Here is a 12,736-nt window from a genome sequence, read left to right on the forward strand (position 1 = left end):
AAGGCTGTGAAACCACTGAAATACACTGAAATCACTTAACGATAAGCGTGCTTAGCAAGATTATTGTTAGTTGGTTTTTATACTCCCGTCAAAGTAGTGCAAGTGTTTATGATTACAATCAAAAAAGGTCTGGATGTTCCTGTACAGGGTGCTCCCCAGCAAGTAATCCATGATGGTCCGTCCATCAAAACCGTTGCAACATTGGGTGAAGAGTTTGTGGGCATGCGCCCTACTATGCACGTCAAAGTAGGCGACCGTGTTAAAAAAGGTCAGGTACTTTTTGAAGATAAAAAGAACCCTGGCGTTAAATTCACAGCTCAAGCAGCCGGTGTTGTTACCGAGATTAACCGTGGCGAGAAGCGTGTTTTGCAATCCGTTGTTATCGAATTAGATGGCGACGAGCAAGAAACCTTCAACAGCTACTCAGCTAATGAACTTGCGTCAATTGCACGCGAAGATGTTGTTGCTAACCTAGTCAACTCAGGTTTATGGACAGCATTGCGTACACGTCCATACAGTAAAATCCCCGCGATTGATGCTGTACCGTCAGCAATTTTCGTTAGTGCCATGGATACCAATCCATTAGCAGCGAATCCAGAAGTTATTATTAACGAGCAAACAGAAGCGTTCAAACAAGGTTTAGTGGTACTTAGCCGCTTAACTGAAGGCGAAGTGTTCGTATCAAAAGCTCCTGGCGCTAATATTCCAACTAATGCTAACGAAGTGGTTACCGAATTTGCTGGTAAACACCCTGCAGGCCTTGTTGGCACTCATATTCACTTCCTTAAGCCTGTTGGTGCTGACAAGTTTGTTTGGCACTTAAACTACCAAGACGTTATCGCCTTTGGTCAGTTATTCACCACAGGTCAACTAAACAGTAACCGCGTTGTTTCTTTCGCTGGTCCTGCGGCTAAAAAGCCTAGCTTAGTACGTACAGTACTAGGTGCTAACATTAATGAGTTAGCTGCTGGTGAAACTACTGACGGTGAAGTACGTTTAGTGTCTGGCTCTTTATTACAAGGTCAAACAGCAAAAACTGTTCACGGTTATTTAGGCCGTTACCACAACCAAGTGGTTGCTTTACTTGAAGGTCGTGAAAAAGAATTCATCGGTTACATGTACCCAGGCCCGAACAAGTTCTCGGTTACTCGCGCTTACATGTCGCACTTCTTTAAAGGTAAGTTGTTTAACATGACAACCACCACTAATGGTTCAAGCCGTGCCATGGTGCCAATTGGTAACTATGAGCGTGTGATGCCATTAGATATTTTACCGACCTTATTACTACGCGATTTAGCCGCGGGTGATACTGACAGTGCACAGCAGTTAGGTGCGCTAGAGCTAGACGAAGAAGATTTAGCGTTATGTACATTTGTTTGCCCAGGCAAAACAGATTACGGCGTATTACTTCGTGACTGCCTGACGACGATTGAGAAGGAAGGTTAGACATGGGCTTAAAAACGTTTATTGAAGATATTGAGCCGCATTTTGAAAAAGGCGGTAAACACGAGAAGTGGTTTGCCCTATATGAAGCCGTAGCGACGGGTTTATTTACCCCTGGTTACGTCACCAAAGGCAAAACTCACATTCGTGACAGCATCGACTTAAAACGCATTATGATCACTGTGTGGTTAGCGGTTTTCCCTGCGATGTTCTTTGGTATGTACAACATCGGTTTCCAAGCCGTTGAAGCACTACAAGCAGGTTATGCATTACCTGATTCATGGCAAGTTGGTTTATTCCAAATGCTAGGTGGTGAGCTAACAGCAAACGCTGGCTGGTTTACTATGATGCTGTACGGCGCTTGTTTCTTCCTACCAATCTACGCAACAACGTTCATCGTTGGTGGTTTCTGGGAAGTGTTATTCGCGGCAGTGCGAAAGCACGAAGTAAACGAAGGTTTCTTCGTTACTTCAATTCTATTTGCTTTGATTTTGCCTGCTTCAATTCCATTGTGGCAAGTGGCTATCGGTATTACTTTTGGTGTTGTAATCGCTAAAGAAATCTTCGGTGGTACAGGTAAAAACTTCTTAAACCCAGCACTAGCGGGTCGTGCTTTCTTATTCTTCGCTTACCCAGCGGAAATCTCAGGTGACGCAGTATGGGTTGCTGTTGATGGTTTCTCTGGTGCGACGCACTTAGCAGCGGGCGCAGCAGCACAAGTAGGCGCAATTGACTACAGCATGAACCAAGCATGGTTCGATGCATTCTGGGGCTTTATCCCAGGCTCTATGGGTGAAGTGTCTACTGCCGCTATTTTAATCGGTGGTGCATACATCCTATACAAAGGTATTGCCTCATGGCGTATCGTACTAAGTGTATTCCTAGGTATGGCGGTAACAGCAACGCTATTTAACATGATTGGTAGCGATACTAATGCTATGTTTGCAATGCCTTGGTACTGGCACTTAGTTGTTGGTGGTTTCGCGTTCGGTATGATGTTTATGGCAACAGACCCAGTAACTATGTCATTTACTAATACTGGTAAATACTGGTTCGGTGCCTTAGTTGGCGTGATGGTTGTACTAGTACGTGTGGTTAACCCAGCGTTCCCTGAAGGTATGATGCTAGCGATTTTATTCGCTAACTTATTCGCGCCATTATTTGACTACTTTGTAGTGCAAGCCAATGTTAAACGGAGGATCGCACGTGTCAGCTAATAAAGAAACTTTTGGCAAAACGGTCGGCTTCGTTTTAGCGGTATGTATTGTTTGTGCAGCGGTTGTATCAACAGCAGCGGTTGGCTTAAAACAAAAGCAAATCGACAACAAAGCACTTGATCAACAAACTAAGATCTTAGAAGCCGCTGGTATTTTGCCAGAGAAAGTGAATAAGAGCTCAGTGAACAGCACGTTCGATCAATTCGTGGAAGCGAAAATGATCGACCTTGACTCAGGTGAGTATATTGACGGTAACCCTGAGTTGTTTGACGAGCGTCGTAACTCTCGTGATGCGCAAAAATCAGACAAGCCTGAAAATGATATCGCTGGTATCAACCGTCGTTCACACGACGCAGTTGTTTACTTAGTGCGTAACGGTGCTGGTGAAGTTGAAACTGTAGTACTACCAATCGTAGGTTCTGGTCTATGGGACTTAATGTTTGGTTACGTTGGTCTTGAAGCTGACTTAAACACAGTGAAAAACGTAATCTACTCTGATCACAAAGAAACTCCGGGCCTAGGTGCGGAAGTAATGAACCCTAAGTGGATCGCTATGTGGCCAGGTAAGAAAATTTACGGCGAAGGCGATGTTGTTAAAGCAAACCTTGTAAAAGGTGGCGCTAAATCTGGCGACATGCACGGTGTTGATGCGTTATCTGGTGCGACATTAACCAGTAACGGCGTAACACGCACACTGCAATTCTGGTTTGGTGAAGAAGGCTACTTGCCTTACATCAAGAAAAATCGCGGAGGGCTTAACTAATGGCTTCTGAAGCTAAAAAGGTATTAACTACCCCGATCGTAGACAACAACCCAATTGCCTTACAGGTATTAGGTATTTGTTCTGCGTTAGCGGTAACTAGCTCAATGGCAAATGCGTTAGTAATGACCTTAGCGGTTGTTTTCGTAACAGCATTTTCTAACTTATTTATCTCTATTATCCGTAACCACATTCCATCAAGTGTGCGTATTATCGTGCAAATGGCGATTATCGCGTCATTGGTAATTGTGGTTGATCAGGTACTAAAAGCATTCTCATACCAATTATCGAAAGAACTGTCGGTATTCGTTGGTTTGATTATTACTAACTGTATCGTTATGGGTCGTGCTGAAGCTTTCGCGATGAAAGAAAAGCCAGGTGTGAGCTTTATGGATGGTATTGGTAACGGTTTAGGTTACGGCTTTATCCTAATTACCGTGGCTTTCTTCCGTGAATTATTAGGTTTCGGTACGTTATTTGGTATTGAAATCCTACCGTTAATTCAAAACGGTGGTTGGTACCAAGCGAACGGTTTATTAGTACTACCATTCTCGTCATTCTTCATTATTGGCTTAATCATCTGGGCAATTCGCCAGTGGAAGCCAGAGCAGGTTGAGAAGGACTAAGCACGATGGAACATTATTTATCACTTTTAGTTAAAACCATTTTCATCGAGAACATTGCGTTATCTTTCTTCCTTGGGATGTGTACTTTCCTAGCGGTATCTAAGAAAGTTAGCACGGCGATTGGTCTTGGTGTGGCGGTAGTTGTGGTACTAGGTATTGCGGTACCTGCTAACCAAATTATCTACCAAGCAATCTTGGCACCAGGTGCATTAGATGCAGTGTTGGGTATTACTGATCCAACTGAGTCTATCGATTTAAGCTTCTTATCATTCATTACCTTTATCGGTGTGATCGCGGCACTAGTACAAATTCTAGAGATGGTTTTAGATAAGTACTTCCCGCCGTTATACAACGCGTTAGGTATCTTCCTACCGTTAATTACAGTGAACTGTGCGATTTTTGGTGCCGTATCTTTTATGGTTGCCAAGAACCTAACCTTAGGTGAGTCTGTAGTTTACGGTATCGGTTCAGGTATTGGTTGGGCATTAGCGATTGTTTTACTTGCGGGCTTACGCGAGAAAATGAAGTACTCTGATGTACCAGATGGCCTTAAAGGTTTGGGTATCACGTTTATTACCGCTGGATTGATGGCTTTCGGCTTTCTATCTTTCGGTGGTATTTCGTTGTAATAAGATTAATGCAGAAGGTGAAGCGTTTAGCTAAGCCTTCTCAAGATAAGTGCTAAGGAAAAGTCGATGGAAATTATTCTCGGCGTATCGATGTTTACAGCAATTGTTGTTGCACTTGTTTTGGTAATTTTATTTGCCAAATCTAAGTTAGTATCAACGGGCGATGTAACCATCTCAATTAACGGTGACCCAGAAAAAGCGGTAACAGCAGGTGCTGGTGGCAAACTTCTGGGCGTATTAGCTGACCAAGGTATTTTTGTACCGTCAGCGTGTGGCGGCGGTGGTACTTGTGGCCAGTGTCGTGTGCACGTTCACTCAGGTGGTGGCGATATTCTACCAACTGAATTAGGTCACATTACTAAGCGTGAAGCGAAAGAAGGCTGTCGTTTATCATGTCAGGTTGCGGTTAAGCAAGACATGGACATTGAACTTGAAGAAGAAATCTTCGGTGTTCAGCAGTGGGAATGTACTGTTGTTTCTAACGACAACAAAGCAACCTTCATCAAGGAGCTTAAACTAGCGATCCCTGATGGCGAGTCTGTACCTTTCCGTGCCGGTGGTTACATTCAAATTGAAGCACCAGCGCATCACGTGAAATACAAAGACTTCGATATTCCAGAAGAATATCGTGGTGACTGGGAGCGTTTTGGCTTCTTCGATATTGAATCGAAAGTTGACACAGACACGCTTCGTGCCTACTCAATGGCGAACTACCCAGAAGAAGAAGGTATTATTATGTTGAACGTGCGTATCGCTACGCCGCCGCCTAATAACCTATCTTTACCAGCGGGTAAAATGTCATCGTTTATCTGGAGCTTAAAAGCTGGCGATAAAGTGACTATCTCAGGTCCATTCGGTGAATTCTTCGCGAAAGACACTGACAACGAGATGGTATTTATCGGTGGTGGTGCAGGTATGGCACCGATGCGCTCTCACATTTTCGATCAGCTTAAGCGTCTTAACTCTAAGCGTAAGATCTCTTTCTGGTACGGTGCGCGTTCATTGCGTGAAATGTTCTATGAAGATGATTTCAATGGCTTAGCTGCTGAAAATGAAAACTTTGACTGGCATGTTGCCTTGTCAGATCCGCAACCAGAAGATAACTGGGATGGTATGACTGGCTTCATTCACAACGTTCTTTATGAAAACTACTTACGTGATCATGAAGCACCAGAAGATTGTGAATACTACATGTGTGGTCCACCAATGATGAACGCGGCTGTTATCGGCATGCTGAAAGACCTTGGTGTAGAAGATGAAAATATCTTACTTGACGACTTCGGTGGTTAAGCGATATTTCATGGTTAGCTAGCGAGTGATTTAGTGATCTAGCTAGCAACCTATTAAAGAGCGGCATTGGCCGCTCTTTTTGTATCAATCGACATATTTTAGGGTTTATAAAATGAAGTTTAAGCTTGTTATAACAACTTTGCTTGTATCAGTATTTACCTTGCTACTTGCTGGCTGTTTTCCTGCGCCGTCAGAAGACGCTAAACAGGAATTTCATTTGCAAGGCCGTACGATGGGCACGACTTACAATATCAAAGTTGTGGCCAAGCAAGCGCAGTATGATCTAACTCAGTTACAGCAAGATATAGACGCAGCTTTAGTAGAAGTGAATAATCAGATGTCTACGTATCAGCAAGACTCTGAAATCACAGTATTCAACAATGGCCAAGGTAGCGAACCAACCATCATTTCAACAGGCTTTAGAACTGTTGTTAGCGAGGCATTGAGATTAGGTGATATCACCGATGGCATGCTAAATGTTACAGTCGGGCCATTAGTTAACTTATGGGGTTTTGGTCCCGACTTAAAACCTGAAAAAGTGCCGTCAGCAGAAGAACAGGCCGCAGCTTTTGCCCGTATTGGCTTAGACAAGTTGTTGTTGACTGAACAGGGCTTAGCGAAAACGCAAGCAGATGTATATTTAGATTTATCGACCATTGCCAAAGGTTGGGGTGTTGACGTTGTTGCTGATTTACTTGAACGCAAAGGCATTCAACACTACTTGGTAGAAATCGGCGGTGAAATGCGCCTCAAAGGTTTTAAAGCCAATGGTACCTTGTGGCATATCGCGGTTGAAAAACCAATCACCACAGAGCGTAGCGTACATCAAGTGATCGTGCCGCAAGACAACGCAGTAGCCACCTCAGGTGATTACCGTAACTATATTGAAGTTGATGGTAAGCGTTACTCGCATATTATTAACCCTAAAACAGGTAAACCGATTGATCATCGCTTAGTGTCGGTGACTGTGATTCATCCGTCTTCAATGACCGCTGACGGCTTATCAACAGCCATTATGGTAATGGGGCCAGAAAAGGGATTAGCTTTTGCTGAGAAGCACGACTTGGCGGTAATGATGATCAGTAAAACCGATAAGGGTTTTGAAGAGATCAATACCAAGAAATTTATGCCGTTTTTAAAATAGGCAGTCGGTAAACTAGTTACTTAGTCTGTTAGATTGCTTTTTAAAAGAGGTATTAAATAGTTATAAGCGCAACATCGCTGAACATGGTGTTGATGTAACAAATGCGGTAAAATCGCACTGTTTTTAAGTTTTGAAATAGTTCAGTGAGACATACTGGGCTATTGGGCACAACCGATTGCTTGGGTTAGCTTGGAATTATGATGACATTATTTTTAATTACGCTTGGTTTCTTTTTGTTAGTCGTTGCTGGAATGGCGGTGGGCTATATCTTCCAGCAAAAATCATTGGCGGGCAGCTGCGGTGGTTTAGGCTCATTAGGGATCGATAAAGCCTGTAACTGTGATAACCCTTGCGAAAAACGTCAAGAGCGAGAGCGCAAAGCCGCTATGACGAAAAACAGCATTGATATTAAAACGCTGTAAGCAATACACCATCTAATCTCTGAAAAGGCCGCATTTGCGGCCTTTTTTATACCCGTCGAATAGCCATAACATCTTGGCTGATCACAAATAATCGGCCATCAATCACATAGAGCTTTAGTGACCTTGTTGTTTGTTCAATTTTTAGTATTGTGAAAGGGTATTTCCAACTAGGAAGGCTAACTAAGAAGGAAAAAAATGTGAATAAGTTAAGTTTAGTACTAATCGTTACTTGTACTCTGGTATTTCAAGCCAAGGCGAGTAAATTAACTGAATGTAATACCGACACTTGTGCTGAGTATTTTAAACAATATCAAGCAGCGGCAACGCGCGGTCATGCCGGTGCTATGAGCTTGTTGGGTCAGCTTTATCAAGCGGGTTATGGTATAGAAGCTAATATCAAAAAAGCACTGCATTATTATAAGAAAGCAGCAAAAGGCGGCGATATTGCCGCTCACTATAAAGCCGGTCTTGTTTATCTCAGTGACCCAGGTTTCAAAGATTTAAACAAAGGTGTTCGTTATTTAGAAACCGCTGCCAAAAAAAATTATAAAAACGCAAATTTTTTACTAGGTATTGCTTACCTAAGTAAAGATTTTGGTTTGCACGACTTGGTAAAAGCAGATAGCTATCTAGCCAAGTCTTATCAAGATAATCACCCTGATATGCCAGCCGTGATTGAGCTAATTCAAACATCACAGCCTATCACTGCGGAGAGCTTTCCTGACCTTTCCCTAGCACTAGCTAACCAACCCTTAGCTAAAAATGAACATGGTAGCTTGGTATGGCCACATGATGAAACTGAAGTTATTACTATAACTTCGCCGCCGATAGAAGAGGTGCTAACCGAGCAACTAGTACTCTATCGACGCCCTGCCAAAGCGTTGGGCTCACGGTTACCAAACAGTCAGTGTAAAAATCAATTTGGGTGTTACTCTACTGGTGGTGCAGAAGGGCTGAGTGACTTTCCATTTATAAGAATAAAATAATGAGTTTTAAGTTTTAGATAGAGCTTAACTGTATTAATATACAGTTAAGCTCTTTTTTATGTTCTCTTCAATTCTATTAGACATAAAGGTAGAGACCGAGTTTCATTCAGTAGTTACTGATTACATAGCGGCTAGGTTCGAATAGTATTCAGTATTTGTTAGGCAGAGTTTTAAGGTAACGATGCAAAGAAAAATTGCCCATATAGATATGGATGCCTTTTATGTGTCGGTCGAGATCAGAGACAATCCAGCATTAGCCAATAAACCTGTTGCGGTTGGTGGTAAATCAGATCGCCGAGGCGTACTATCAACCTGTAATTACATTGCCCGCCAGTTTGGTGTGAGCTCGGCAATGCCAGTTGCGCTGGCTCGTAAAAAATGTCCTGACTTAGTTGTCGTGCCAGGGCGAATGCAAGTGTACAAAGAAGTCAGCGAGATTATTCGCAGCATCTTTGAACGTTATACAGACAAAATTGAGCCGCTGTCGCTCGATGAAGCTTACTTGGACCTCTCGCATTCGACATTACATCAAGGCTCTGCCACTTTAATTGCTCAAGAAATTCGCCAAGAAATCGTTAAAGCAACCGGACTCACCGCCTCAGCGGGTATTGCACCATTAAAATTTGTCGCCAAAATTGCCTCCGACCTGAATAAACCCAATGGCCAGTGTACGATAGCCCCAGATGACATTTGGGATTTCTTAGAAAACTTATCGCTGCGTAAAATTCCTGGTGTCGGTAAGGTCACTTCAGAAAAGCTCAGTCAGTTAGGTTTTAATACTTGCGGTGATATTCGTCGCTCTGAAGAGGCTTACTTAGTTAGTCAATTTGGCAAATATGGGCGAGTGCTTTGGGCGCGTAGCCATGGTATTGACGAGCGTGAAGTACAGGTGTCGCGCGTGCGAAAATCTGTAGGGGTTGAGCGCACCTTTGAATATGATATTGCGAGCTATGATGAGCTTAGCGAAATTATGGCGCAAAAGTTATTGCCCGAGCTTTATCGCCGTTCAGAAAAGTATCTAGCAAACTCTGGAATGAACAAGCTTGGGGTAAAAATTAAATTTAATGATTTTGTTCAAACCACCAAAGATCAAAAGAGCCATGAAATTAGCTTGCCACTGCTGAATGAACTGTTAAAAGAAGCGCTGCATCGTGGGCAGGGTAAACCAGTACGATTGTTGGGTATCCATATTGGTTTACAAGCCCCCGAAGAGCAGACAGCACAATTAGGCTTAGTATTTGACTAAGTCAGTGTTTACATTGTTTTCTATTAGTGTCCTTCAATCAGTTAGTTGCTAGTAAAAGCAAAGCTGCAGCATCTGGCAAGAGCACGTTACTTCATGGTAATAAGTAATCGACGATACTTGTAACTAACAAATAGTGCTTATTCCTTGCCTGCGATAGCGCTTAGTCTTAATCGTATAATGATTTGCTCATTGGTTTTATTATTACAAACAGGAAGCTAGCGTAATTACAGTTATATTGAGAGTGAGCTTTTCTCTGCTAAACTTCATCTAAAATCAACATGTTTTCATTTCAGTCCTACTAGGAGTTGTCTATTTGTAAACAGCTTGTACCAACCGGAGTACAGCAAGCATGTTATTCAACTCTCTCACCTTTATAGTTTTTTTTGCGCTGGTACTCGCACTTCATTACTCCCCGTTATCTTGGACGGTTAAAAAAGCCAATTTACTGGTGGCGAGTTATCTTTTTTATGCGGCATGGAATCCACCATTTGTCGTTCTCTTGTGGGTTTCTACTTTGGTGGATTGGCATGTTGCGAAATGGATTTTTCAAGAGCAAAAGCAAAGTAAAAGAAAGTTACTGCTGATGTTTAGTCTCGCCACCAATTTAGGCATTTTAGGGTATTTTAAATATGGTGGCTTCTTACTTGAAAACTGGCAAAATTTGATGCTTAGCGTGGGTGTAGACTATCAGGTGCCTGAATGGTCAATTATTCTTCCCATGGGGATCAGCTTTTATACGTTTCAAACCATGGCCTACAGCCTAGATATTTATTTTAAGCGCGCTGAACCTACAAAATCTTTCTTAGACTTTTCCTTATTTGTTACCTTTTTCCCACAATTAGTTGCGGGGCCCATTGTTCGCCCCAGACATCTCATTCCACAGTTTGCTGCACCTCATCTCACTAAACTTAATCAGTTTTGCTGGGGGCTAGTGTTAGTTATTTTGGGCTTGTTTCAGAAGGTTGTCATTGCTGACGGTTTCTTAGCGCCGATTGCTGAGACCGTTTATGATCAAAAGCAAGCAGTGAGTTTTGTAGACGCATGGTTAGGCACTTTTGCTTTTGCTGGGCAAATATTCTCTGACTTTGCTGGTTATTCAACCACAGCCATTGGGGTGGCCTTGTGCTTGGGGTTTTCACTGCCAACTAATTTCCGATTTCCATATGCCGCTATTGGCTTTTCCGATTTCTGGCGTCGATGGCATATATCGCTTTCTTCTTGGCTTAGAGACTATCTTTATATTCCGCTCGGGGGCAACCGCTCAGGTGCTATGCGAACATACATCAATCTCATGTTAACTATGCTGTTAGGTGGCCTTTGGCATGGAGCTAGCTGGAATTTCGTTGTTTGGGGCGGCTTGCATGGCAGCTATCTTGCTATCGAGCGGCTTTGCGCCAACCGCTGGGGGCATCTCGGCTTAAATAAACAGCTTTGGTTTAACCTGTTAATGGCAGCTTTCACATTTTTGGCGGTTAATATCACTTGGGTCTTCTTTCGTGCCGCCGACTTTGACACTTCAGGAAGACTAATTTCATCCATGTTTGGCTTTGCGCCCGTTGACGCCAGTACGCCACTGCCGAACTTATATATCATTGAAGTTTGCGTGATCATCAGCTTATTGCTATTCGCCCACTGGAAAATGCGAGACACCTCTTTGGAGTCTGTGGTTGGCAAATTTCCAGTATGGTTAACGGTTTTATGTTTGACGCTAATGATCAGCGCGATAATCCTTACGCAAGGAACCGGAAATGCATTCATCTACTTCCAATTCTAAGTCGGCTAAAACTGACATTCCTTACCGAGATGTGCCAGCTCAGCCATGGGCGAAAGTTATGCTTATTGCTGCAATATGCTCGTTTATTGTCTTTATTGGCTGGGAGTTACTTGCGCGCTCAATGCACCATATTCCGGGCAGCTATCAAACTGGGTTTAAAGAAATGTGGGCGCAAGAGCGCCGCAAGCTTGATGGGCCAAACGACTTCCGGATCGTTATTGCTGGCTCTAGCAGAATATTGTGGGCAGCAGATCTTGATATTTTGGAGCAAGGTTTTGGGACTAGGCCATTACAGTTAGCGTTACCGGGTACTAGTCCTGCGATTTTCGTCGAAGATATTGTGAATAATACTCGTTTTGATGGTCTTATTGTGGTGGGAATAACCCCATTTCTTGTCAATTGGATTGGCCCTGGGTATTTTGGTGGCCCAGCGCTTGAGTTTTACAATAACCCTTCACCAGCTGGCGTATCGAGCTTTTACCTCCATAACTTTTTATCTAATTATTTCGCGTTTATGGATGAAGCTTTTTCGCTGCCTGAGCTAAAAGATCATTATATTCATTTACCGCAACGCCATGGCGCGAAAGTTCTTAACCAGAGGGGTTGGAAACTAGGCAATGTATTTGCTGATCGACAGACTGATATGTGGCCGCCCATTGAACAAGTCGGCTCCTTTGACCACCAACAAATTTTAAACTTTTGGTCACCGGGAATTGATCTTGATAAGCCCATTCCTGCAGAGAAACAACAGGAAATGAACCAAAGTTTGGCAAAGTTTTTAAAGCCGCTTGTTGAAAAACAACAAGCCAAAGGCGGTGATATTATTTTTATTCGTATGCCGTCATCGGGAGACTACCGCAAAGAGGAGTTGCTTAATGATTATACTGAGCGCTTTTGGCTGCCAACGGTCACGCAATTAAATGCGCCATACCTCGATTGTTTCGACTTTCCCGAGTTATCTACGGCGTTAGAAATTCCAGAGTGGTCTCATTTTTCCCGCCATAGCCAAGATGAGTGGAGCACCAATATCACGGGGCATATTAAACGGGTGTATCAAGAGTTTCGTGGTGTGCCATTGGATACTATATTAATGCCCAGCACTCAACATAAGTAGCGTTCGAAATATGTGGCTTGAGCAATAAAAAAGGCAGAAGCTTGTAGCTTACTGCCTTTTTAACTGATGTTGTTTGTCTATGCTG

The 12,736-nt window shown here is 43.0% G+C and carries 12 protein-coding genes; all 12 read left to right on the forward strand.

Going from position 1 to position 12,736, the window contains the following annotated elements; genetic code table 11:
- Positions 1-108 precede the first annotated feature (108 nt).
- The 12 genes from ACSLUR_RS02175 to ACSLUR_RS02230 all read left to right on the forward strand — a co-directional run bounded on the left by ACSLUR_RS02175 (position 109) and on the right by ACSLUR_RS02230 (position 12,651).
- Entirely contained in the window at positions 109-1,446 is a 1,338-nt protein-coding gene (locus ACSLUR_RS02175) for a Na(+)-translocating NADH-quinone reductase subunit A (RefSeq protein WP_448551393.1), read from the forward strand.
- A gap of 2 nt (positions 1,447-1,448) precedes the next feature.
- Positions 1,449-2,660 carry an NADH:ubiquinone reductase (Na(+)-transporting) subunit B gene (locus tag ACSLUR_RS02180; RefSeq protein ID WP_448551395.1) on the forward strand — a complete coding sequence of 404 codons (1,212 nt, stop codon included), beginning with the start codon at positions 1,449-1,451 and terminating at the stop codon, positions 2,658-2,660.
- Entirely contained in the window at positions 2,650-3,423 is a 774-nt protein-coding gene (locus ACSLUR_RS02185) for a Na(+)-translocating NADH-quinone reductase subunit C (protein WP_115999133.1), read from the forward strand. The genes ACSLUR_RS02180 and ACSLUR_RS02185 overlap by 11 nt, the downstream gene beginning before the upstream one ends.
- Positions 3,423-4,046, forward strand: a complete 624-nt coding sequence (locus tag ACSLUR_RS02190) for an NADH:ubiquinone reductase (Na(+)-transporting) subunit D (protein WP_115999134.1) — start codon at positions 3,423-3,425, stop codon at positions 4,044-4,046. The genes ACSLUR_RS02185 and ACSLUR_RS02190 overlap by 1 nt, the downstream gene beginning before the upstream one ends.
- Before the next feature lie 5 nt (positions 4,047-4,051).
- Positions 4,052-4,675 carry an NADH:ubiquinone reductase (Na(+)-transporting) subunit E gene (gene nqrE / locus ACSLUR_RS02195; protein ID WP_115999135.1) on the forward strand — a complete coding sequence of 208 codons (624 nt, stop codon included), beginning with the start codon at positions 4,052-4,054 and terminating at the stop codon, positions 4,673-4,675.
- 66 nt (positions 4,676-4,741) lie between these two features.
- Complete coding sequence (gene nqrF, locus ACSLUR_RS02200; protein WP_115999136.1) at positions 4,742-5,965, forward strand: NADH:ubiquinone reductase (Na(+)-transporting) subunit F; 1,224 nt, start codon at positions 4,742-4,744, stop codon at positions 5,963-5,965.
- A 112-nt stretch (positions 5,966-6,077) separates the two neighbouring features.
- Positions 6,078-7,109, forward strand: coding sequence for an FAD:protein FMN transferase (locus ACSLUR_RS02205; protein ID WP_448551398.1), 1,032 nt, complete (start codon positions 6,078-6,080; stop codon positions 7,107-7,109).
- Positions 7,110-7,309: 200 nt separating this feature from the next.
- Positions 7,310-7,531, forward strand: a complete 222-nt coding sequence (gene nqrM, locus ACSLUR_RS02210; protein WP_116014970.1) for a (Na+)-NQR maturation NqrM — start codon at positions 7,310-7,312, stop codon at positions 7,529-7,531.
- Between the two features lie 197 nt (positions 7,532-7,728).
- The gene (locus ACSLUR_RS02215; RefSeq protein ID WP_448551400.1) at positions 7,729-8,517 is read left to right on the forward strand and encodes a tetratricopeptide repeat protein; all 789 of its coding nucleotides are present in this window, start codon (positions 7,729-7,731) and stop codon (positions 8,515-8,517) included.
- A 181-nt stretch (positions 8,518-8,698) separates the two neighbouring features.
- Positions 8,699-9,763 (forward strand): DNA polymerase IV, encoded by a 1,065-nt coding sequence (dinB, locus tag ACSLUR_RS02220; RefSeq protein WP_448551402.1) that lies wholly within the window; start codon positions 8,699-8,701, stop codon positions 9,761-9,763.
- 349 nt (positions 9,764-10,112) lie between these two features.
- Entirely contained in the window at positions 10,113-11,537 is a 1,425-nt protein-coding gene (locus tag ACSLUR_RS02225; protein ID WP_448551405.1) for an MBOAT family O-acyltransferase, read from the forward strand.
- Positions 11,512-12,651: a PAZ domain-containing protein gene (locus ACSLUR_RS02230; protein WP_448551407.1), complete on the forward strand. Its 1,140-nt coding sequence runs from the start codon at positions 11,512-11,514 to the stop codon at positions 12,649-12,651. Before ACSLUR_RS02225 ends, ACSLUR_RS02230 begins: the two co-directional genes overlap by 26 nt.
- Positions 12,652-12,736: the final 85 nt, after the last annotated feature.

The sequence above is a fragment of the Thalassotalea montiporae genome, assembly GCF_053485855.1.

What these genes read in the sequence shown, in the direction of transcription:
- ACSLUR_RS02175 (WP_448551393.1), top strand. Translation starts at nt 109, where the DNA reads ATGATTACAATCAAAAAAGGTCTGGATGTTCCTGTACAGGGTGCTCCC.
- ACSLUR_RS02180 (WP_448551395.1), top strand. Translation starts at nt 1,449, where the DNA reads ATGGGCTTAAAAACGTTTATTGAAGATATTGAGCCGCATTTTGAAAAA.
- ACSLUR_RS02190 (WP_115999134.1), top strand. Translation starts at nt 3,423, where the DNA reads ATGGCTTCTGAAGCTAAAAAGGTATTAACTACCCCGATCGTAGACAAC.
- nqrE (WP_115999135.1), top strand. Translation starts at nt 4,052, where the DNA reads ATGGAACATTATTTATCACTTTTAGTTAAAACCATTTTCATCGAGAAC.
- nqrF (WP_115999136.1), top strand. Translation starts at nt 4,742, where the DNA reads ATGGAAATTATTCTCGGCGTATCGATGTTTACAGCAATTGTTGTTGCA.
- ACSLUR_RS02205 (WP_448551398.1), top strand. Translation starts at nt 6,078, where the DNA reads ATGAAGTTTAAGCTTGTTATAACAACTTTGCTTGTATCAGTATTTACC.
- nqrM (WP_116014970.1), top strand. Translation starts at nt 7,310, where the DNA reads ATGACATTATTTTTAATTACGCTTGGTTTCTTTTTGTTAGTCGTTGCT.
- dinB (WP_448551402.1), top strand. Translation starts at nt 8,699, where the DNA reads ATGCAAAGAAAAATTGCCCATATAGATATGGATGCCTTTTATGTGTCG.
- ACSLUR_RS02225 (WP_448551405.1), top strand. Translation starts at nt 10,113, where the DNA reads ATGTTATTCAACTCTCTCACCTTTATAGTTTTTTTTGCGCTGGTACTC.
- ACSLUR_RS02230 (WP_448551407.1), top strand. Translation starts at nt 11,512, where the DNA reads ATGCATTCATCTACTTCCAATTCTAAGTCGGCTAAAACTGACATTCCT.